Here is a 21,037-nt window from a genome sequence, read left to right as displayed (position 1 = left end):
CTCAGCTGGAACGAGGAGCCAGTCGAATCACATACGTCATGACTACCTATTCTTCGACCTGACAGGGTGGGTGATCGATTGCGGCAGGAGGGCGCCGCTGGGGCGCGCCTCGGTTCGCCGCATGAATCCAAAGAATAGGCGACGACGGGTTTGCCAGACGTCTTTTGGGATCCAATTTTGTAACAAGCCGCTCCGGCGGAGATCGCTAAAGGGATTGTGCGCAGGTTTTCCGGTTGCTCAGCATTGCCCTTAGCGCTTCACCCATTGCATTGGCCCGAGTGCCCACCAGCACATGCCAGATGCCGCCTTCCAGCTGGCTGACACCCTGACAACCCAGGGCCCTCAGATCCGCCTCGGATAACCGCCGGGCATCTTCGAGCTGCACCCGCAGCCGCGTCTGGGCGACGCATTCCAAGGCCAGCACGTTGTCCTTGCCGCCCAGTGCGTCCAGCCATTGGCCGACCTGCTCGGTGCTGAGGGTGGCCGACTCGGCCTGCAGCGGACTGTCGGTCGAGCCGGTCACTGGCAAGGCCAGGCGGATTTCATCGGCGATGCTGTCGGCCATTGGCCCCACCACCACCTGCAGGCTGCCGCCGTTGCCGGGACGCACCACGGCCATGGCGCCCAAGGCCTTGAGCTGGGCATCGGAGGCTTTGCTGCGGTCGACCATGTCCAGTCGCAGCCGCGTGGTGCAGGCGCCGACGGTGATCAGGTTGTCGGCGCCGCCGAGTGCGGCGATGTAGGCCCCGGCTCGCTCATTCCGGGCAATGACCGGTTTGTCTGCGGTCGGGACGTCTTCACGACCGGGAGTCTTCAGGTCGAAGCGGCGGATGCAGAAGTCGAACACGGTGTAGTAGATCACCGCGTAGGCCAGGCCCACCGGTACCACCAGCCAGCCGTTGTTCGATTTGCCCCAGCCCAGGACCATGTCGATGAAGCCACCGGAGAAGGTAAAGCCCAGGCGGATGTTCAGCCAGTCGGTGATGGCCATCGACAGCCCGGTGAGCAATGCATGCAGCAGGAACAACAGCGGCGCGAGGAACATGAAGGCGAATTCAACCGGCTCGGTGACCCCGGTGAGAAACGAGGTCAGCGCCATGGATAACAGAATCCCGCCCATGACTTTGCGCCGCTGGGGCAGGGCGTTGCGGTACATCGCCAGGCAGGCGGCGGGCAGGCCGAAAAGCATCACCGGGAACATACCGGTCATGAACTGGCCGCCGTTGGGGTCGCCGGCAAAATAGCGGGTCAGGTCGCCGGTCACCACCGCACCGGTGTGCGGGTCGGTGAAGCTGCCGAAGATGAACCAGGCCATGTTATTGAGGATATGGTGCAGGCCGGTGACGATCAGCAGTCGGTTGAATACCCCGAACACGAATGCACCCAGGCTGCCGCTTTCCATCAACAGTGCACCGAAGCTGTTGATGCCTTGCTGGATCGGCGGCCAGATCAGGCCGAACACCAGCCCCAGGCCCACCGCGCTGAAGCCGGTGACAATCGGCACGAAGCGCCGGCCGCCGAAGAACGCCAGGTACTCCGGCAGCTTGATGTCCTTGAACCGGTTGTACAGTGCCCCCGCGAGCAGGCCACTGATGATCCCGGCGAGCATGCCCATGTTGATGCTGGCGTCGAGCACCTTCAGCGTGGCGATCATCACCAAGTAACCGATAGCCCCGGCCAACCCCGCCGTACCGTTATTGTCCCGGGCGAATCCCACGGCGATGCCGATGGCGAAGATCATCGCCAGGTTGGCGAAGATCGCCTGCCCGGCATCGTGGATGATGGCGATGTTCAGAAGATCGGTGTCGCCCAGGCGCAGCAACAGGCCGGCGATCGGCAGGATCGCGATGGGCAGCATCAGTGCCCGGCCGAGACGTTGCAGTCCTTCGATGAAATGCTGGTACATGGCGGTTCTCCCTTATTGTTCTTCGACGTACTCAGCCCAGGGGCCAGTGTTGATGACAGGCCTGGCGCACCGCAGCGGCACTGCCCAGATTCAGCAATTCGGCGCTGAGGCAAGCGCATTTGACGGTATCGAGGTCGCGCACCCGCGCCTTGATCTCGCCGATCTGCGCCGGGCTGACCGACAGTTCGCGCACGCCCAGCCCCACCAGCACCGGCGTTGCCAACGGATCGGAGGCCAGGGCGCCGCACACGCCGATCCAGCGCCCATGCCGGGCCGCGCCGGCGCAGGCCTGGGCGATCAGCCGCAGCAGTGCCGGGTGCAGGGCATCGACCCGGGCGGCGAGGCCGGCGTGGTCGCGGTCCATGGCGAGGGTGTACTGCGAGAGGTCGTTGGTGCCGATGGACAGGAAGTCCGCATGCTCGGCCAGTTGTTCGGCCAACAGGGCGGCGGCCGGCACTTCGATCATCACCCCCAGTTGCGGCCGTTCGCTCAGGCCCAACTCGCTGGCCAATGCATCCAGGCGGTGGCGGATGTCCAGCAGTTCGTCGACTTCGGTGACCATTGGCAACAGGATCCGGCAACGGTCCAGCGGACGGGTTTGCAGCAAGGCTCGCAGTTGCCGGTCGAGCAGTTCCGGGCGCACCTGGGCCAGGCGAATACCCCGCAGGCCCAGCACCGGGTTGGCTTCGGTCGGCAGCGGCAGGTAATCCAATTGTTTATCGCCGCCGACATCGATGGTGCGAATGATCACCGGCTTCTCGCCCATGGCGTCGAGCACGGCTTGGTAGCTTTGGCGCTGTTCCTCTTCGTCCGGGGCGGTGTGGCGGTCAACGAAGAGGAATTCGGTGCGCAGCAGCCCGACACCGTCGGCGCCATTAGCCAGGGCCTCGGCTGCATCGGCGCTGGAGGCGACGTTGGCCGCCACTTCGACCGTCACCCCGTCAACGGTGCGGGCCGGTGTGTGGGCGAGGGCGTGTTGTTGAGCGCGGCGGGCGGCTCGCTGGGCGTGTGCCTGTTGTACCTGGGTCAGGCGCTCGGCGGTGGGGCGTAGTTCGAGGCGGCCTTCATCTGCATCGAGTACTACCGACTGGCCTTGTTCCTGTTCCAACAATGCCGCGCCCAGCGCTACCAGACACGGCATCCCTTTGCCTCGAGCCAGGATGGCTACGTGGGAAGTGGCGCCGCCCTCGACCATGCACACGCCGGCGACGCCTTGGGCGCTGAGTTGCAGCAGGTCCGACGGGGTCAGTTCCTGGGCAGCGACAATCGCGCCCGCCGGCACGTCGAATTGCCAGGCCTCTCCCAACAGTGCCCGCAGGACCCGCTGGCGCAGGTCACGCAGGTCGTTGGCGCGCTCGGCCAGCAGCGTGCTGCCCAGTTGCTCCAGTACCCGGCATTGCGCATCGATGGATTGGCTCCAGGCGTGGGTCGCGGCGCTGCCTTGATCGATGCACAGGTGAGCGGCGTCCAGCAGGATCGGGTCTTCCAGCAGCGCCAGGTGGGCGCTGAAAATCGCTTCTTCGTCGCGGTTGCGCCGGGCCCTGGCGTTGTCCAGGGTCAGGTGGGTGTCACGACTGACGTGGGCCAAGGCACGGCTCAGTTGCTGGCGCTGATCCTCGACATCGTGGCCGCCCGTATCCTCCGGCAGTTGAATGCCGTTCAGCCGAACCAGCGGTCCGGCCACCAGGCCGGGGGCGGCGCATACGCCGTGCAGCACGCCATCTTCGGCTGGGCGGTCATGTGTCTTGGGCGCAGGCGCTGCGGCGTGGGCTTCTTCGGCCAGGGCGGTGGACAAACTTGTCAGCAACGCTTGCAGCGCCGCTTCGGCATCGTTGCCACGGCAACTGACCTGCACTTCTGCCTGCTCGGTGATTGCAAGGCCCATCATCCCCATGAGGCTGTCGCAGGAGGCCGTCTTGCCGCCGAAATGCAGCTGCGAGCGACTCTTGAAGCCCTGGGCGGTCTGGCGTATCAATGCCGCCGGCCGCGCGTGCAGGCCGCCGCGATGGGCGATGCGGATCTGGCCGAAAACCTCGATGCCGACGTCTTGAGGTTCGGCCGCTGACGAGCCTGCCGCCACGGCGACGATATGCAGCAGCGGCTCGCCGACCTTTACGCCCTTGAGGGTGACGGGCCGCGCCTGGAAGCGCTCGCTATTGGTGATGACCAACAGGCTGACCAGGCTCTTGCAGTGCAGTGCCACTTTATCCACGTCATAACGGAGCAAGGGCTGGCCGTTGCTGACCCGTGCGCCTTCCTTGACCAGCATGGAGAACCCGTCGCCATGCAGCTCGACAGTGTCCAGCCCCAGGTGCAGCAGCAGTTCGGCGCCGTTGTCGGCCCGCAGGGTCACGGCGTGGCGGGTGCGGGCGACATGGATCACCTCGCCGTCACAGGGCGCATAGAGGGTGTCGTTCAGCGGGTCGATGGCGATCCCGTCGCCCATGGCGCCGCTGGCGAACACGGCGTCCGGAACATTGGCGAGGGTGAGCACCGGGCCGCTGAGCGGGGCGCTGAGGGTCAACTCTTTATTATTGTTGGGCATGGCGCGCTCTCATCAGGCTTCGTTAGTCAGTGCGTACGGGTGACTTTGCTCAGGTGCCGCGGTTGGTCGGGGTTCAGGCCCCGGGCCACGGAGAGCTGGGCAGCCATCCCGTAAAAGCTCTGGATCGCCAGGATCGGGTCCAGGGCCGGGTGTTCGGCGCGGGTCAGGGTCAGGTCGCGTTCGGCGATGTCACCGGGTGCCGCCAGCAAGACCCGGGCGCCGCGTTGGCGCATGTCGGCGGCCAGGCTCAACACGCCGGCCTGCTCGGCACCGCAAGGGGCGAAGACCAGCAGCGGATAGTTCTCGTCGATCAGCGCCATCGGCCCGTGGCGCACTTCGGCGCTGCTGAAGGCTTCGGCCTGGATCGCCGAGGTTTCCTTGAACTTGAGCGCCGCTTCCTGGGCGATGGCGAACCCGGCGCCACGGCCGATCACCATCAACCGCTGACAGGAGCGCAGGGCCTCGACGGCGAGGCTCCAATCCTGGCGGGCGGCCTCGCGCAAACCCTCGGGCAGGGCGCTGCCGGCTTCCAGCCATTCGGCGTCGTCTTTCCACTGGGCCACGAGCCGGGCGCTGGCGCTGAGGGTGGCGATGAAACTCTTGGTGGCGGCAACGCTGCTTTCGACGCCGGCGCACAGCGGCACGCTGAATTCACACGCCGCTTCCAGGGGCGAATCGAGGGCGTTGACCAGGGCCACGCTCAAGGCGCCGCGCTTGCGCAACAGGCGCAGGCTGTTGACCAGGTCCGGGCTCTGTCCCGACTGGGAGAAACCGAACGCCACCTGGCCGCTGACCTTGAGCGGTGCCTGCTGCATGGTCACCACCGACATCGGCAACGACGCCACCGGCAAACCCAACTGCTGCATGGTCAGGTAGGCGAAGTAGCTGGCGGCGTGGTCGGAACTGCCACGGGCGATGGTCATCGCCACTTGCGGCGGCTGACGGCGCAGGCGTCCGGCGATTTCCTGCAGGGCCGGGTCCAGTTGTTGCAACTGGCGTTCGACGGCTTCGCAGGCGGCGAGGGCCTCTTCAAGCATTTTGGAAGTCAATGGCTTCTCCTTCGACCATCACGTCGGTCAGGGTCAGGGAACGGTCAAGGCGCACGCAGTCGGCCCAGGCGCCCGGTTGCAGGCGTCCGCGCTCGGGCAGGCCGAGGTAGTCGGCGGGGAACTGGGAGAGGCGTTGCGAGGCTTCGGCGAGGGGCAGGCCGATCTTCACCAGGTTACGCAGGGCCTGGTCCATGGTCAGGGTACTGCCGGCCAGGGTGCCATCGGCCAACCGCACGCCGCCCAGGCATTTGGTCACGGTATGGCTGCCCAGCTTGTACTCGCCGTCGGGCATGCCCGCGGCCGCGGTGGAATCGGTGACGCAGTACAGGCACGGGATCGCGCGCAAGGCCACGCGCATGGCGCCGGGATGCACGTGCAGCAGGTCCGGGATCAGCTCGGCATAGCGGGCATGGGCCAGCGCCGCGCCGACGATGCCCGGCTCGCGGTGATGCAGCGGGCTCATGGCGTTGTACAGATGGGTGAAGCTGCTGGCGCCAGCGGCCAACGCAGCGACGCCTTCTTCGTAGCTGCCCAAGGTGTGGCCGATCTGCATGCGCACGCCCCGGGCACTGAGGGCGCGGATCAGGGCATCGTGGCCGGCGATTTCCGGAGCAATGGTGATCACCCGGATCGGCGCCAGGGCCAGATAGGCCTCTACTTCGGCCATCAACGCGGTGTGAGCGAAGTTCGGTTGCGCCCCCAGCTTTCCGGGGTTGATGTAGGGGCCTTCCAGGTGCACGCCGAGCATCCGGGCGCTGCCGCTGCGCCGTTGTTCACAGAACTCGCCGAGGGCCTTGAGCACGCGGGTGATTTCTTCGCCCGGTGCGGTCATGGTGGTCGCCAACAGCGACGTGGTGCCAAAGCGCACGTGGGTGCGGGCGATGGTGTCGAACGCCGGGCCGCCTTCCATGATGTCCTTGCCACCACCGCCGTGGACATGCAAGTCGATGAAGCCGGGCAGCAGGTAGGGCAGGTCATTGTCGGCCGGATCGCAAGGCCGGCCTTCAACGGACACGACCTTGCCGTGGGCGTGGACCAGGCGGCCGCGAACCCAGCCGTGGGCGGTGAGGATGTTGTCTTCGGACATGGGCAGTCTCTGAATGTCTGGGGAGGCAGCGCCGTTAGCGACGCAGCTCGGCGACAAAGTCGTAGTAATCGTTGCGGCAATAGGTGTCGGTGACTTCGATGGGCGTGTTGTCCTCCAGGTAGCCGACCCGGGTCATCAGCAGCATGGCGGTGCCCGGGGCGATGCCCACCAGGGCGGCGAACTCGTCCGAGGCGTTGATGGCCTGGATGTGCTGCAGGGCGCGCACCACCGGTTTGCCGATGCTGTCGAGAAACTCGTAGAGCGAAGCGCCAATGGCCTGGGGCTTGGGGATGATGGCGGCGGGCAGGGTGCTCATCTCGATGGCCATGACTGTGTCGTCGGCCTTGCGCAGGCGCTTGAGTCGCGCAACTTTGTCGGTGGGCGACAGGCCCAGGCGGATCAGTTCTTCGTGGGTGGGCGGGGTGATTTCCCGTTCCAGCCACTGGGAACCGGGTACGAAACCCTTGAGCCGCAGCATTTCGCTGAAGCCGCTGAGGCGGGACAGTGGTTGTTCCAAGCGCGGGGTGATGAACGTGCCCGAGCCTTGGTTGCGGCGGATCAGGCCTTGTTCGAACAACACTTCCAGTGCCTTGCGGGCGGTGACCCGGGAAATACCGAGTTGTTCGCTCAAGCTGCGTTCGGACGGCATGGCTTGTTCGGCTTTCCATTGGCCGGCGTGGATTGCGGCTTCCAGGTTGCGGGCCAGTTGCAGGTAGAGCGGTGTGGCTTGGGTGTCGTCGGGGCGCAGGGCCTGGATGTCGTTCATGGGGGTTCCGATGCGGTTGTTGGGGTGTTGTCGCTCGGTGATGGGGTGGAAATTAATACCACTTGAATACCACGTCAATGAGGGTTGCTCATGGTTTTGCGGGTATGGCGGTGGACTTTTGTTGAGTGGATTTTAAGTGGTATTACTTTGATTGGTTTTGGCGGGAGGAGACCGTAGCTGCTAAGGGTGTCTCTCGGGGAAGTGGTATTTGCGTGTTGGACTTGGGTTTAATTTTTTTCTGCCGACCGGCGGTTGTTTTTAGGGAGAGTTGGATGGTGTGTATATCCATTTCTTCGGTAACGGCGACTTATGGTTCCGCTTTTACAGCGGGTTACTTTTGGCAAACGCCCGGAATGCCGGCCCAGCCAAAAGTAACCAAAAGGTCTGTGCCCCACCACTCGGCACCTCGCCAAGGCGAGGTGTTCCCTCACTCCGGCATTGCTCCGTGGGCCCGCCGCGAAGGGCCATCCATGGCCCAGCGCGGCTACCAGCGCGGCTAACGGGGCTAACGGGGCTTGAAGATCAAAAGCAAAAGCAAAAGCAAAGGCAAGGCGGCTTTTTGAGCGTACGCGTTCCCCTGTGGGAGCGAGCCTGCTCGCGATGGCATCGGCACATCCAGCCCTTATTCAACTGATCCACCGCTATCGCGAGCAGGGCTCGCTCCCACAGGGAAAGGCGTTCGCTGCAACGGAACGAACCGGTTTCCTATACACATCACCCCTGACAACCCGGTCCGCGATCCGGCCCGCGGTCTGTCAGACGCACCGAAGTTTCCGACAAGTTTTTCAGGTTGTCCCTCGGAAGCGGTGGCTCTAGCTTCCAGAGCTCACGGTCCCCCGGGCATGAGAGCCCCTATTCCCTCAGACGTATGCAAGCACTCACCGGCCATTGGCAAAGAGCGAGCGGCAGCATCGCGTCCAGAGGAACAACATCAGCATCTGAGGTCAATATGGAATTGCCGGATATGGTCACCCCCCGTCTTAATACGAAAACGGCGCTGGGTCAGGCTTTGGTTTTAATGTTCAAATCCGTCGAAGCGGAACTGACGTTTGAAAATGCAAAGCCTGGGACAGTCAAAGTCATCGTGTTCGGAGGGTGTGCGGTGCACCTTTATACAAATCATCGTGTTTCCACTGATGTCGACGCTGAAATTCATGAGGCCAGCCTGCCAGAAGGCTTCCATCTCCGAGCTTTGCTCGCAGAGGTTCCAGAGCAGTTTGTCGACGAGAGGTCTGGCCGATTAATGGAGCTGAACTACGACCTCCAGTACAACACGAGCTTTGGCCCGATTCATGAGGACTATTGGGCCCGTAGTCTTCCTCTCGAAGAGTTCCCAGTAGCGTCTCCTCTACATGTTCACATTGCTGCTCCTGTCGATATTGCAATTTCAAAACTGGGCAGAGCGACGGATCAGGATGTTGGCGATATCCTGGCGCTTCTGAGGGCTGGCTTTATTTTGACCGCCGAGCTGCGTCGACTGGCATTGGAAGCGATTGATGTATATGTTGGCAACAAGGAGCCTCCAACCTCTGTTTTAACCCATATTTTGCAAGAGTATCTGGAAATCCCAGATGACGAAGCCCGATAACGACCACGTCCTTTCATCCGCTTTGGACACATTGGTCAAAAGCCCGTTGAGCCACGCAAATGACGCTGCGCTCGAGCGTGCAGCCAAAGCGGTCTGGTATTCCCATTCAGACTTGATGAGTGCAGCCCAGGTCTTTCTGAGTCAACATTCTGATGAGATCGAAGTTCGTCGCGCAGGCTACTTGCTCGAACGGTTCACTCGTTTTTCGTGTGTAACGGACAGACGAGTGTCGGAAGTTTTCAAAGCACTTGAGTTGTTCTGGCGCTTGGCCCCGAAGCAGGAAGTGACTTCCCAGGCTGCCGTTTCACTTCGCAAACGCCGTGATGAACTCGCCCTCTCCTGGGGTTTGAGTGAAGGGCTTGGTTTGAAGGTCCAGACCCTCATGCCCTTTCAGACCCGACACTACGAGGCTGAACAGCGCGCGGGCCTTGTTTGAACCCCGATGTCCAATAAAAAACCGGCTGAGGCCGGTTTTTTATTGTGCGAAACATCAACGATGTATCGCGCGGTCTGTCAGACGCACCGAAGTTTCCGACAAGTTTTTAAGGTTGTCCCTCGGAAGCGGTGGCTCTAGCCTGTGGGTGTCGCTGCCAATTCAGCGACCGGGTTTGACCGTCCGAAGAATCACAGGGCACAGGCCCGGACGATTTGTCCTGGGCTCCATTAATTCAAGGAGTTTCCCCTTTGAAAAATGACAAACCCGCATCCAGTTTCCCCTACGGCGACTACGCCCCCGAAAAGCTGCAAGAAGCCGCTGATCGTGCGCTGGACCATTACCTCAAACCCGAGGACAACTCGTCAGAACCCAAGCCCTCCCTGCAGTTGTTCACCGTGACCGATGCTGTCGACACCGAAGCCCTGCTAGCCAACCTCAGCGAAACCCTGGCCTCGGCCAATGCCATGCTCAGCGACCTGGCCTTCGACCTCGACGGCTCGCGGCGGCATGTGGCGCTGGGGGTGGCGCAGATGATTGAGTTGGGTGCGCTGTTGGCGGACAAGGCGCTGGATCGGGCGGAGCTACGGGCCTGATGGCGTAAGGGCCGGCGTCATCGCGAGCTGGCTCGCTCCCACAGTGGTTCAGAGTTGTTTACGAGTGGAGTGATCGACGCTGCAACCCTGTGGCGAGGGAGCGGGAGCAAGCTCCCAGCAAGCTCCCTCGCCACACAAGCTCTGTTACCACATAAAGGACAAACGCTACGGCCGAATCTCGATCATCGTGCCATCCGGCACCAGGTTCCAGACTTCGCGCATGTCCACATTGCGCATGGCAATGCATCCATCGGTCCAGTCCAGGGTGTGGAACAGCTGTTCAGGGTTTTCTTCGCTGTCCGGTGTGCCGTGGATCATGATCATGCTGCCAGGCTCCACGCCTTCGCGCCGGGCGCGGGCGGCGTCGCTGATGTTGGGGTAGGAGATGTGCATCGACAGGTAGAAACGGTCGCTGACCTTGCGCCAGTCGATCCAGTAGAAACCTTCAGGGGTGCGCTTGTCGCCCTGGACCAGCTTGGGGCCTTTCTTGGCGCCTTTGCCGAGGGATATACGGTAGGTCTTGAGTGGTTTGCCGTCGCTGATCAATTGCAATTGATGGGCGGATTTGAGCACCAGCACTTTTTCGATGGGCTTGCCGTCGTAGGTTCCCACTGCAGAAGCCTGGGACACAGCAGCGAACGTCAAGCAGAACAGCACAAGCAACCAGCGCATTGAAACGGTATCCCTAGAGGTGTGGTGACGGTATGGTTTTTCAGGTCTTGGCAGGCTGAGCCAGTGGCGGGATCGATTCGGATCGCACCGGGTATTGCTCGGTTCGTCGGTCAGCATAGAAGTATTCCAGGGTCCGGCCCACTGTGCGGAAAGCCAGCTCGTCCCAGGGAATGTCCGCTTCTTCGAACAGTTTCACTTCCAGGCTCTCGGGGCCGGCGGCGAAATCCTCGTCCACCAGCTCGGCGCGGAAGAATACATGCACTTGGCTGATGTGCGGTACGTCGATCAACGTATAGATGCTCAGATTTCGCACCCGGGCGCAGGCTTCCTCGGCGGTTTCGCGCTCGGCGGCCTGTGCGACGGTTTCGCCGTTCTCCATGAAGCCCGCCGGCAGTGTCCAGTAACCGCGTCGCGGCTCGATGGCGCGGCGGCACAGCAGGACTTTACTACCCCAGGTCGGTACGCAACCGGCCACGATGTTGGGGTTCTGGTAGTGGATGGCGTGGCAGGTGTCGCAGACAAAGCGCAGGCGCGAGTCGCCTTCGGGTATGCGCTGGGTCACCGGGTTACCGCACTGACTGCAGAATTTCATGCTTGGGTTCCTGAATGCTGCGCCTATCTTGGCGTGCGGGGCGGGTGTCGGCAAGTTGTCGTTTCGCGACACGACGCAGTCCGGGGGTTGGGCGGCTTGAACGATTGGTGCATGATGCAAGGCAGCGAATGAATCGAGAAGTCTCATGCTGGACGAGCTACTGCATCGAGTAAGCAACCATACCCCGCGTGACCTGCAGGCCGACCGACGTTTCCCTGAAGCCGCGGTGCTGGTGCCGATCACCCGCAGTGACGAGCCGGAACTGGTACTGACCTTGCGCGCCAGCGGGCTCTCGACCCATGGCGGCGAAGTGGCCTTCCCCGGCGGGCGGCGCGACCCGGAGGATCCGGACCTGGTGTTCACCGCCCTACGTGAGGCCGAAGAGGAAATCGGCCTGCCTCCCGGCCTGGTGGAGGTGATCGGTCCCCTCAGCCCGTTGATTTCGCTGCATGGCATCAAGGTCACGCCCTACGTCGGGGTGATTCCGGATTTCGTCGAATACCAGGCCAACGATGCCGAGATCGCCGCGGTCTTCAATGTACCGCTGGAGTTTTTCCGCAAGGATCCCCGCGAACACACCCATCGCATCGATTACCAGGGCCGCAGTTGGTACGTGCCCAGCTACCGTTTTGGCGAGTACAAGATCTGGGGCCTGACGGCGATCATGATCGTCGAGCTGGTGAATCTGCTGTTCGACGCCGGCATCGACCTGCACAAACCACCCAGAAGCTTTATCAATACCTGAGCCCGAGGATCTTCATGAAATACCGCCTGGGCGATGCCCGTGTCGAAACCCACCCACAAAGCTGGGTCGCGCCCAATGCCACGCTGGTGGGCAAGGTCCGCCTCGAAGAGGGCGCCAGTGTCTGGTTCAACGCCGTGCTGCGCGGCGATAACGAGTTGATCCTGATCGGCAAGGACAGCAACGTGCAGGACGGCACGGTGATGCACACCGACATGGGCTTTCCCTTGACCATCGGCACCGGCGTGACCATTGGTCATAACGCCATGCTCCACGGCTGTACGGTGGGGGATTACAGCCTCATCGGCATCAATGCGGTGATTCTCAACGGCGCGAAGATCGGCAAGAACTGCATCATCGGCGCCAATGCGTTGATCGGTGAAAACAAGGAAATTCCCGACGGTTCTTTGGTGATGGGCTCACCGGGCAAGGTCGTGCGGGAATTGACCGAGGCCCAGAAAAAGATGCTCGAGGCCAGTGCGGCCCATTACGTCCACAATGCACAGCGCTACGCCCGCGACCTGGCCGAGCAGGAATCATGAACACTCCCGAACGTCCGGTGCCATCGCCCTGCGTGAGCATCTGCTCGCTGGACGATGACGACGTCTGCACCGGCTGCCAGCGCACCGTGTCCGAGATCACCCGGTGGCGCAGCATGGACAACGATGAGCGGCGTAGCGTATTGGCCTTGTGTCATGAGCGGGCGAAGGCCAGTGGGTTGGTGTGGATGTTGCCGGGCACCGCACAATCAAAGTGAACATAGAACCCTGTGGCGAGGGAGCTTGCTCCCGCTGGGAGCTTGCTCCCAGCAAGCTCCCTCGCCACAGGGGACAGTAGCGGTCTTCTAATCCCGTCGCCCCACCCACCGATCCAACCCCACCAGCCCCAGCGCGATCCCGACAAACCCCAGCAATATCCCCCCGGCATTGACGAACACCTGTGGATAACCCAGGCTCGCGACGTCGATGAAAGGGTAGGGGTACGCCCCCAGGAAACTCCCCCGCAGCAGGACATAGGCGAAGTACGCCACGGGATAAATCATCCAGGGCCCGATATGCCACAGGCGCAAGGTGCCCTTGGGCACGCACTGCCACCAATAGGCGATGAACAGCAGCGGCATCACGTCGTGTAGCAATTCGTCGGCCACGAATTGCCAGCCTTCGGGTTGCCACAGATGGCGCAGCAGCAGGTTATAGGCCAGGCCGACCAGGGCGATGCTCACGGCGATACCGCTGCTGACGGCGGGCCGCAGGAACCAGCGCCGGGCGGCCGATTCGCGGCGGGTCACTGCGCAGGTCAACACCACGGCCACCAGGGTGTTGGTCAGCACCGTGAAGAAGCTGAAGACGTTCACCAGGCCGCCCAGCAGGCTCGCGCCCAGTTCCCAGCGCCCCAGCAGAACCAAATACAGCTGGATGCTCAATCCCGCCCAGCCCAGCAGCGCCGCCGCCGATACGAAGCGCTGTCGAAGGTTCATGATTCAGACCGGCCGCTTGGTACGCATCAGCTTGATATACAACCGCTCGACTTTCTCCCGTGCCCACGGTGTCTTGCGCAAGAACGTCAGGCTCGACTTGATGCTCGGGTCGCTCTTGAAGCAACGGATATCGATGCGTTCGGCCAGGCCCGACCATTCGTAGTGTTGCACCAGGGCGTTGAGGATCTGCTCCAGCGTCACGCCGTGCAGAGGGTTGTTGTGCTGTTCGGTCATGGAGGTATGTGCGTGAAGGGAATAGGCGCGCACCTTAGCCGAGGTGCCCATGGGTTGGAAGTCTAGTGGCAACACTGTTACCGGTTTCGAAAAGATTCATGTCGGTAAAAGCGCTTTCTCTATCAGGAGCGGAACATTATTCTTGCGCCGCCTGCTGAAACGGTTCTTCTGACGCACCAGAATCTTGAAAGATAGCGCTGTCTTGCCCTGCGCCCCGTGTGGGAGCGAGCCTGCTCGCGATTGCGGCGGATCAGCCAACACGCTTGTTGAAGGTGACGCCGCCATCGCGAGCAGGCTCGCTCCCACAAAGGCTTGCTCCTAACTGATCAGCTTTTTACTGAACCATGCCCGCACAGGATCGTCATCTACAGTGATGACTTGCGCGGGACTCCTTAAATATCACGGAGAATCACACTATGAGCACTGAAGGTGCTTCGAATCGAGGCCGTCTGCTACCGAGCCTGCTCGGCATTCTGCTTCTTTTGATGGGCCTGGCCCTGTTGGCCGGCGGGGTCAAGCTGAGCACGCTTGGCGGTTCGTGGTATTACCTGCTGGCCGGTATCGGCCTGGCGTTGACCGGTGTGTTGCTGCTCATGGCCCGCCGGGCGGCCCTGGGCCTGTACGCGCTGGTGCTGTTCGCCAGTACGGTATGGGCCTTGTGGGAAGTGGGCCTGGACTGGTGGCAACTGGTGCCGCGCCTGGCGATGCTGTTCGCCCTGGGCATTGTCATGTTGTTGCCGTGGTTCCGCCGTCCGCTGCTGACGGCCGACGCGTCCCCCATGGGCACCCGCGCGTTGGGCGCCGCCGTGGTCATTGCCGGTGTCGCGGCGCTTGCCAGCCAGTTCACCAATCCGGGTGAAATCAAGGGTCAACTGGACCGCGACAATGTAGCGGGCATGGCCAATACCGCACCGGCAATGCCCGACGGTGACTGGAACTCCTATGGCCGCAGTGCCCATGGCGACCGTTATTCGCCGTTGGCGCAGATCACTCCACAGAATGTCGACAAACTGGTACCGGCCTGGACCTATCGCACCGGCGACCTGCCGGGGCCGAACGATCCGGGCGAGACCACCGCTGAAAACACCCCGTTGAAAGTCAACGGCATGCTCTACGTGTGCACCCCCCACAGCCAGGTGATTGCCCTGGAGCCTGAAACCGGCAAGGAAATCTGGCGTTTCGATCCGAAGCTTTCCACGCAGAAGGCGGAAAACTTCAAGGGTTGGGCGCACATGACCTGCCGTGGCGTGACCTATCACGATGACGCGGTGTACGCCTCTGCCGAGCAGAGCCCCACCGGTACCGCCAGCACCACGCCGGCCAGCACGGTGTGCCCGCGCCGGATCTTCCTGCCGACCGCCGACACCCGTCTGATCGCCCTCAATGCCGACACCGGCAAGATGTGCGAAGACTTCGGGGATAAAGGCCAGGTCGACCTGACCGCCAACATCGGTGGCTTCACCGCGGGTGGTTACTACTCGACCTCGCCTCCGGCTGTCACCCAGAACCTGGTAGTGATCGGCGGCCACGTCACCGACAACGTTTCCACCGACGAGCCCAGCGGCGTCATCCGCGCTTACGACGTGCACACCGGCAAGCTGGTGTGGAACTGGGACAGCGGCAAGCCGGACGACACCACACCGATTGCCGAAGGCCAGACCTACACCCGCAACTCGCCGAACATGTGGTCCATGTTCAGCGTCGATGAAAAACTCGGCATGCTCTACCTGCCGATGGGCAACCAGACCCCGGACCAGTTCGGTGGCCTGCGTACCCCGGAATCGGAAAAATACTCCGCCGGCCTGACCGCGCTGGACATCGCCACCGGCAAGGTGCGCTGGTACTTCCAGTTCACCCACCACGACCTGTGGGACATGGACGTCGGCGGTCAACCGACCCTGATGGACATGAAGACTGCCGACGGCGTGAAACCGGCCGTGCTGGCGTCGACCAAACAGGGCAGCATCTATGTGCTGGACCGCAGCAACGGCCAGCCGATCATCCCGATCAAGGAGATCCCGGTGCCGCAAGGCGCGGTGGAAGGCGACCACACTTCGCCGACCCAGCCGATGTCCGACCTGAACTTCGTGCCGCCGGTCCTCAAGGAACGCGACATGTGGGGCGTAACCCCGTTCGACCAGATGCTCTGCCGGATCGACTTCAAGTCGCTGCGCTATGACGGCATGTACACGCCGCCGTCGCTGCAGGGTTCCATCGTTTACCCGGGCAACTTCGGGGTGTTCGACTGGGGCGGCATCTCGGTTGACCCGGTGCGCCAGATCGCTTTCGTCAACCCGAGCTACATGGCGTTCAAGTCGAAGCTGGTACCGGCGGCCGAAGTGGCCGGTGGCCCGGGTCGCAAGAGCGAAACCGAAGGCGTGCAGCCGAACAAGGGCGCGCCCTATGGCGTGATCCTCGAAGCGCTGCTGTCGCCCATGGGCCTGCCATGCCAGGCTCCGGCCTGGGGTTATGTGGCAGCGGTCGACCTGACCAACAACAAGACCCTGTGGAAACACAAGAACGGTACCGTGCGTGACAGCTCGCCGGTGCCGATCCCACTGAGCATGGGCGTACCGAGCCTGGGCGGCACGTTCACCACCGCCGGCGGCGTGGCGTTCCTGAGCGGTACCCTCGACCAGTACCTGCGTGCCTATGACGTGAAAAACGGCAAGCAACTGTGGGAAGGCCGCCTGCCCGCCGGCGCCCAGACCACGCCGATGACCTACACCGGCAAGGACGGCAAGCAATACGTGCTGGTCGTTGCTGGCGGTCATGGTTCGCTGGGGACGAAGCAGGGTGATTATGTGATTGCGTACAAACTGCCGGATTAAACCAGGCCGGCGCTCATGAAAAAGGCGACACCTTTGTGGGTGTCGCCTTTTTCATTTGATCGTTCCCACGCTCTGCGTGGGAATGCAGCCCGGGACGCTCCGCGTCCCAAAGAGCCGAACGCGGAGCGTCCGCAGAGGCATTCCCACGCGGAGCGTGGGAACGATCAATGCAGCAGGGTAGTAGCCAAACTTACAGCTCGATCTTCACCGCTTGAGACGCGCGGGTCGCCTTGGCGCGGGCGGCTTCGATGGACTCGTCGCGGGCCAGGGCCACGCCCAGGCGGCGCTGGCCGTTGACTTCCGGTTTGCCAAACAGACGCAGCGCGGTGTCCGGTTCGCTCAGGGCGACGCCCAGGTTGGCGAAAGCGGTCTGGGTCGACTGGCCTTCCACCAGGATCACCGCCGATGCCGACGGGCCGAACTGACGGATCAGCGGGATCGGCAGGCCGAGGATGGCGCGAGCGTGCAGGGCGAACTGCGACAGGTCCTGGGAAATCAGCGTCACCAGCCCGGTGTCGTGGGGACGCGGAGAGACTTCGCTGAACCACACCTGGTCGCCCTTGATGAATAGTTCGACGCCGAACATCCCACGTCCGCCCAGGGCCTCGGTCACTGCCTTGGCGACGCGCTCGGATTCGGCCAGTGCCGCCGGGCTCATGGCCTGGGGCTGCCAGGACTCCTGGTAATCGCCTTTCTCCTGGCGGTGACCGACCGGTGCGCAGAAGGTGGTGCCGCCGACATGACGCACGGTCAGCAAGGTGATTTCGTAATCGAAGTCGATAAAGCCTTCAATGATCACCCGGCCCTTGCCGGCGCGCCCGCCTTCCTGGGCGTAATCCCAGGCTTTCTGTACGTCGTCGCTGCCGCGCAGCAGGCTCTGGCCCTTGCCCGACGAGCTCATCACCGGCTTGACCACGCATGGGAAACCGAGGGTTTCAACGGCCTTGCGGTAGTCTTCCACGGTGTCGGCGAAGAAGTAAGGTGAAGTCGGCAGGCCCAGCTCTTCGGCGGCCAGGCGTCGGATGCCTTCGCGGTTCATGGTCAACTGCGCGGCGCGGGCGGTGGGGATCACGGTGAAGCCTTCGGCTTCCAGTTCCACCAGGGTGGCGGTGGCGATGGCTTCGATTTCCGGCACGATGAAGTGCGGCTTCTCGGCCTCGATCACCGCACGCAGGGCGGCGCCGTCGAGCATGTTGATCACGTGGCTGCGATGGGCGACTTGCATGGCCGGCGCATTGGCGTAGCGGTCCACGGCGATCACTTCCACGCCCAGGCGTTGCAATTCGATTACCACTTCCTTGCCCAGCTCACCGCTGCCACACAACAAAACGCGGGTCGCGGTGGGCGACAAGGGAGTTCCGATACGGGTCATCTGAAGGTCCTCAAACAGGAGCGGATCATCGAGGGTTGCGCGCCGGGCGAGCTTCCCATAGGGAGAAAGCGCGGCATTTTACATGAACCACGGGGTTTGGCTTCAGCCGGCGACGGCCTGTTTGCGCAAACGCCAGGCCATGATCAGCCAGACGGCGGTGACCCCGGCGAATTTCGAGGCCAGGGCGGTGATGACCACCGGTGGGGTCAAGGCGTCGATCAGGCCGAAGAAAATGAAGGTGTCGAGGGGAATGCTCAGTGCCGAGCTGATCCACAACCGATCATGCAACGGACGCCTGGTGATCGTGAACACCAGCCAGTCGATGCATTCGGACACCGCGAACGCCGTGGCGCTGGCCAGGGCGATGGTCGGGTCCGAGGTGACATAGGACAACACCAGCGCCGCCAGCATCGCCGCGATGGCGCCATGGCCGAACCGGGTCTGCACCATGTCCCGCAGGACAAACACCAGGCCACCCCAGGCCGACCAGATGATGTCCAGGTGCGGTGCGGCGGAAAAGGCGTAGTTGATCAGCACGACGCTGCTGATGTAGGCGATCAGGAAAAGCATGGGGCGGGGCACCTGTTTAACAAATTTCTCAAGGGCGACTAGGAACTGTGGCGAGGGGATTTATCCCCGTTGGGCTGCGTAGCGGCCCCTATCACTGAAGTCTCAATCTACCTGACACCCCGAGTTGACTGGGTTTAGGGCTGCCCCCTCGCCACAGATAAATCTGCCTTGCTGCGGCAGGCCGGGTTTGTCAGAGGATTATTCCTCCTCGCTACCATCCGCCTTCCAATAACCCACCGCCTTTACGAAGTCCTGGTCCAACCCTTTCTCCTCCAGCAACACCTTGCGAATCTGCCGCGACACCTTGCTTTCGGTGGCGACCCAGGCGTAGAGCTTGCCGCCAGGCACTTCCAGTTGGCGGACGGTGGTCAGCAGGCTGTCCTGGCGACCTTCGCGCAGCACCCAGATCACGTGGATCTGCGCTGGGCTTTGCAGAACCTGCTGTTCGGCACCGTTTTCCACTTCCACGACCACCAGCGCGCACCGGTTGGGCGCCAGGCCTTCGAGGCGGCGGGCGATGGCGGGCAGGGCGGTTTCGTCACCGATCAGCAGGTAGCTGTCGAAAATGTCCGGCACGATCATCGAGCCCCGCGGCCCACCGATGTGCAGGGATTGTCCGGGCTCGGCCTGGGCCGCCCAGGTCGAGGCGGGACCGTCGCCGTGGAGCACGAAATCGAGGTCCAGCTCCAGGGCGTCCAGGTCGTAGCGACGCGGGGTGTAGTCGCGCATTTCCGGCAGCGGGCCCTGGGCCTTGCCGGCGCTGGGGTCGAAGGTTTCCAGGGCGGCCCGTTCCTCGGCGTTCTGCGGGAAAAACACCTTCACGTGATCATCCGTGCCCAGGCTGACAAACCCGGCCAGTTCCGGCCCACCGACGGTGATGCGACGCATGCGCGGTGTCAGGTCTACCACCCGCAGTACTTGCAGGCGACGACGCTTGATCTCGTGGCTGACACGGTGAATGGTGTTTGGATCGATTTCAGTCATCGCTTGACTCCGAAACGGGTGGACGGATGGTGCCGTCACTGATGGCTTTGGCGGTGTCGTTGAGCAGGTCGCGTATCCGCAGGATTTCTTCCGGGCTCCAGCGGTCCTGGTGTCTTTGCAGGGCGCGACGCAGGTTACCCACCGCTTCGTGGATTTCAGCCGGTCGATCCTGCTCGCGCAGGATGCGCTTGCTGGCTTCAATGCGCATCCGCACGCCCTCCAGCGCCTCGGCCTGGTCGTGAAGGAATAGACGTCCGGCGTCGGTTGCGCTGTAACATTTTTTCCCGCCCTCGGCGTCTCCGCTGACCATCTTACTCATTTCCAGGTGGGTCAGGGTGGGGTAGATCACGCCGGGACTCGGGGTGTAGGCACCGTCGAACATGGCCTCGATCTGGCGAATCAGCTCATAACCGTGACAAGGCTTTTCGGCAATCAGTGCCAACAACAGCAACTTCAGGTCGCCGGCAGCGAACACTCGTGGACCGCGCCCACCGCGCTCACGACCGGGTGGGCGCCGTTCGAAACCATCGCGATGGTCTTGTTCGCGAGTGGGAGGGTAATAAGGAACTGTCATCGATCTACTCTCTGTTCTGTATAAATAGAATCGAGATATATCTTTGACTTCAGATATATCTTCGACTATAGATATATCTTTGTTAAAAGATATATCTCGGTTGCGTCATACTTGAAATGAAACAAGACCTTACCTGAATCCCTTATGGGTGCGGGACGAAACCGGATGGGTGTCTGGGTGTTTTAACCGCAACTAGTGAGAATGTCGGAAGTCTCTTACATTCAAAGTTACGTTTTATCGAAAATCGCGTATTTTTCGTTGTTTCGCATGCGCGCTTTACTACATGACTCTGCGAACTTTCCTGCTTATTTTTAATTAAAGAGCGACGATCATGCACCGGCGTTGGAGGGGCACGCCAAGCTGTATTGGTGTGCAACTTCGGCGCTTCTCTCTTTATTGCTATGAACAGGTGTTAACAATGCTCATGAAAATCGTAACCGCCGCCTCCCTGACCGCTGCGGCCCTGAGTTCTTCGCTGGCCTTCGCTGCCGATGATGCACGTTCGGCGATCCACATCACCGCGAACATCCCGACCATGCAGTTTCATGTGCAGCCGCGCGACGGGAACTGGGGTAAGGACGAAACCATGACCTACAACACGGTCAACGGCACCCTGACTTCGCTGCGCCAGACCTACGACGTGAAGAACACCGACGGTTCGGTCAATGCCTACATCGAAGGCGGCCCGGCTTCGCTGTACAACGGTAGCGATGCCATCGCCCTGACCACGACCTTCAACGGCGTCACCCTGACCGCCCAGTCCCAGGAAGTGGTCGACGATGCCACCTCTACTCCAGGTACCCAGGCCGAGATGACCATCGTTCCGGCCAAACCACTCGCGGCTCAGAATGGCCTGTACACCGCCGACATGACCGTCATTTTCGACGCCGTGCCGCGCCCGTAAGGCTGTTCGTCGCGCGGTGAGCCTCACCTCGCCAGCAGCAGGCCGACCGGTTCTCCCCAGCCGGTCGGCCTGAACCTGAAACACCCCGAAAGCTCGCTGATTATGAGAGTCCGTT

General features: G+C 62.3%; 21 protein-coding genes. 8 read left to right on the top strand and 13 right to left on the bottom strand.

Features of this window, described 5'->3' with window-relative positions:
- Positions 1-205: 205 nt before the first annotated feature.
- The 5 genes from nagE to N005_RS11355 are packed head-to-tail and all read right to left on the bottom strand — an operon-like array spanning position 206 to position 7,353.
- Complete coding sequence (gene nagE, locus N005_RS11375) at positions 206-1,906, bottom strand: N-acetylglucosamine-specific PTS transporter subunit IIBC (protein WP_047701287.1); 1,701 nt, start codon at positions 1,904-1,906, stop codon at positions 206-208.
- A gap of 31 nt (positions 1,907-1,937) precedes the next feature.
- On the bottom strand, positions 1,938-4,451 hold the full coding sequence (gene ptsP, locus N005_RS11370; RefSeq protein WP_047701286.1) for a phosphoenolpyruvate--protein phosphotransferase: 2,514 nt from the start codon (positions 4,449-4,451) through the stop codon (positions 1,938-1,940).
- A gap of 26 nt (positions 4,452-4,477) precedes the next feature.
- Complete coding sequence (locus N005_RS11365; RefSeq protein ID WP_144402671.1) at positions 4,478-5,500, bottom strand: SIS domain-containing protein; 1,023 nt, start codon at positions 5,498-5,500, stop codon at positions 4,478-4,480.
- Positions 5,481-6,587, bottom strand: coding sequence for an N-acetylglucosamine-6-phosphate deacetylase (gene nagA, locus N005_RS11360; RefSeq protein ID WP_047701284.1), 1,107 nt, complete (start codon positions 6,585-6,587; stop codon positions 5,481-5,483). Before nagA ends, N005_RS11365 begins: the two co-directional genes overlap by 20 nt.
- A gap of 34 nt (positions 6,588-6,621) precedes the next feature.
- Complete coding sequence (locus N005_RS11355) at positions 6,622-7,353, bottom strand: GntR family transcriptional regulator (RefSeq protein ID WP_047701283.1); 732 nt, start codon at positions 7,351-7,353, stop codon at positions 6,622-6,624.
- An 868-nt stretch (positions 7,354-8,221) separates the two neighbouring features.
- On the opposite strand from N005_RS11355, the gene N005_RS11350 reads away from it, so the two are divergent.
- The 3 genes from N005_RS11350 (at position 8,222) to N005_RS11340 (ending at position 9,970) form a co-directional block, all read left to right on the top strand.
- On the top strand, positions 8,222-8,941 hold the full coding sequence (locus tag N005_RS11350) for a DUF6036 family nucleotidyltransferase (protein ID WP_231983261.1): 720 nt from the start codon (positions 8,222-8,224) through the stop codon (positions 8,939-8,941).
- Complete coding sequence (locus N005_RS11345) at positions 8,925-9,377, top strand: hypothetical protein (RefSeq protein WP_047701281.1); 453 nt, start codon at positions 8,925-8,927, stop codon at positions 9,375-9,377. Before N005_RS11350 ends, N005_RS11345 begins: the two co-directional genes overlap by 17 nt.
- 248 nt (positions 9,378-9,625) lie before the next feature.
- Positions 9,626-9,970 (top strand): DUF6124 family protein, encoded by a 345-nt coding sequence (locus tag N005_RS11340; RefSeq protein ID WP_047701280.1) that lies wholly within the window; start codon positions 9,626-9,628, stop codon positions 9,968-9,970.
- 165 nt (positions 9,971-10,135) lie between these two features.
- On the opposite strand, the gene N005_RS11335 is transcribed toward N005_RS11340, so the two are convergent.
- Positions 10,136-10,642, bottom strand: coding sequence for a L,D-transpeptidase family protein (locus N005_RS11335; protein WP_047701279.1), 507 nt, complete (start codon positions 10,640-10,642; stop codon positions 10,136-10,138).
- A gap of 40 nt (positions 10,643-10,682) precedes the next feature.
- Positions 10,683-11,234 carry an NUDIX hydrolase gene (locus N005_RS11330; RefSeq protein ID WP_047701278.1) on the bottom strand — a complete coding sequence of 184 codons (552 nt, stop codon included), beginning with the start codon at positions 11,232-11,234 and terminating at the stop codon, positions 10,683-10,685.
- Between the two features lie 145 nt (positions 11,235-11,379).
- Between N005_RS11330 and N005_RS11325 the strand changes: the two genes are divergently transcribed.
- The 3 genes from N005_RS11325 to N005_RS11315 are packed head-to-tail and all read left to right on the top strand — an operon-like array spanning position 11,380 to position 12,733.
- Positions 11,380-11,979 (top strand): CoA pyrophosphatase, encoded by a 600-nt coding sequence (locus N005_RS11325; protein ID WP_047701277.1) that lies wholly within the window; start codon positions 11,380-11,382, stop codon positions 11,977-11,979.
- 14 nt (positions 11,980-11,993) lie between these two features.
- Complete coding sequence (locus N005_RS11320) at positions 11,994-12,518, top strand: gamma carbonic anhydrase family protein (RefSeq protein WP_024780898.1); 525 nt, start codon at positions 11,994-11,996, stop codon at positions 12,516-12,518.
- Positions 12,515-12,733: a DUF1289 domain-containing protein gene (locus tag N005_RS11315; protein WP_047701276.1), complete on the top strand. Its 219-nt coding sequence runs from the start codon at positions 12,515-12,517 to the stop codon at positions 12,731-12,733. The genes N005_RS11320 and N005_RS11315 overlap by 4 nt, the downstream gene beginning before the upstream one ends.
- 87 nt (positions 12,734-12,820) lie before the next feature.
- On the opposite strand, the gene N005_RS11310 is transcribed toward N005_RS11315, so the two are convergent.
- Together N005_RS11310 and N005_RS11305 are read right to left on the bottom strand one after the other, a co-directional pair.
- Positions 12,821-13,453 carry a Pr6Pr family membrane protein gene (locus N005_RS11310; RefSeq protein WP_047701275.1) on the bottom strand — a complete coding sequence of 211 codons (633 nt, stop codon included), beginning with the start codon at positions 13,451-13,453 and terminating at the stop codon, positions 12,821-12,823.
- A gap of 3 nt (positions 13,454-13,456) precedes the next feature.
- The gene (locus N005_RS11305) at positions 13,457-13,687 is read right to left on the bottom strand and encodes a VF530 family protein (RefSeq protein WP_024780901.1); all 231 of its coding nucleotides are present in this window, start codon (positions 13,685-13,687) and stop codon (positions 13,457-13,459) included.
- A gap of 416 nt (positions 13,688-14,103) precedes the next feature.
- On the opposite strand from N005_RS11305, the gene N005_RS11300 reads away from it, so the two are divergent.
- Positions 14,104-16,518, top strand: a complete 2,415-nt coding sequence (locus N005_RS11300) for a glucose/quinate/shikimate family membrane-bound PQQ-dependent dehydrogenase (protein ID WP_047701274.1) — start codon at positions 14,104-14,106, stop codon at positions 16,516-16,518.
- 190 nt (positions 16,519-16,708) lie between these two features.
- Here N005_RS11300 and purT read toward each other — a convergent pair whose 3' ends face one another.
- The 4 genes from purT to N005_RS11280 all read right to left on the bottom strand — a co-directional run bounded on the left by purT (position 16,709) and on the right by N005_RS11280 (position 20,018).
- Positions 16,709-17,890: a formate-dependent phosphoribosylglycinamide formyltransferase gene (gene purT / locus N005_RS11295; protein WP_041023006.1), complete on the bottom strand. Its 1,182-nt coding sequence runs from the start codon at positions 17,888-17,890 to the stop codon at positions 16,709-16,711.
- Positions 17,891-17,992: 102 nt separating this feature from the next.
- On the bottom strand, positions 17,993-18,460 hold the full coding sequence (locus N005_RS11290; protein ID WP_047701273.1) for a preQ0 transporter: 468 nt from the start codon (positions 18,458-18,460) through the stop codon (positions 17,993-17,995).
- A 198-nt stretch (positions 18,461-18,658) separates the two neighbouring features.
- Positions 18,659-19,444, bottom strand: a complete 786-nt coding sequence (locus tag N005_RS11285; RefSeq protein ID WP_047701272.1) for a siderophore-interacting protein — start codon at positions 19,442-19,444, stop codon at positions 18,659-18,661.
- Positions 19,437-20,018 (bottom strand): PadR family transcriptional regulator, encoded by a 582-nt coding sequence (locus N005_RS11280; RefSeq protein ID WP_047701271.1) that lies wholly within the window; start codon positions 20,016-20,018, stop codon positions 19,437-19,439. The genes N005_RS11285 and N005_RS11280 overlap by 8 nt, the downstream gene beginning before the upstream one ends.
- 418 nt (positions 20,019-20,436) lie before the next feature.
- Here N005_RS11280 and N005_RS11275 point away from each other — a divergent pair, with 418 nt between their 5' ends.
- Positions 20,437-20,922: a CS1 type fimbrial major subunit gene (locus tag N005_RS11275; protein WP_047701270.1), complete on the top strand. Its 486-nt coding sequence runs from the start codon at positions 20,437-20,439 to the stop codon at positions 20,920-20,922.
- The last annotated feature ends 115 nt before the right edge of the window (positions 20,923-21,037 follow it).

Source organism: Pseudomonas mediterranea CFBP 5447, assembly GCF_000774145.1.
GTDB lineage: Bacteria > Pseudomonadota > Gammaproteobacteria > Pseudomonadales > Pseudomonadaceae > Aquipseudomonas > Aquipseudomonas mediterranea.
This window is presented reverse-complemented; position numbering and strand designations above follow the sequence as displayed.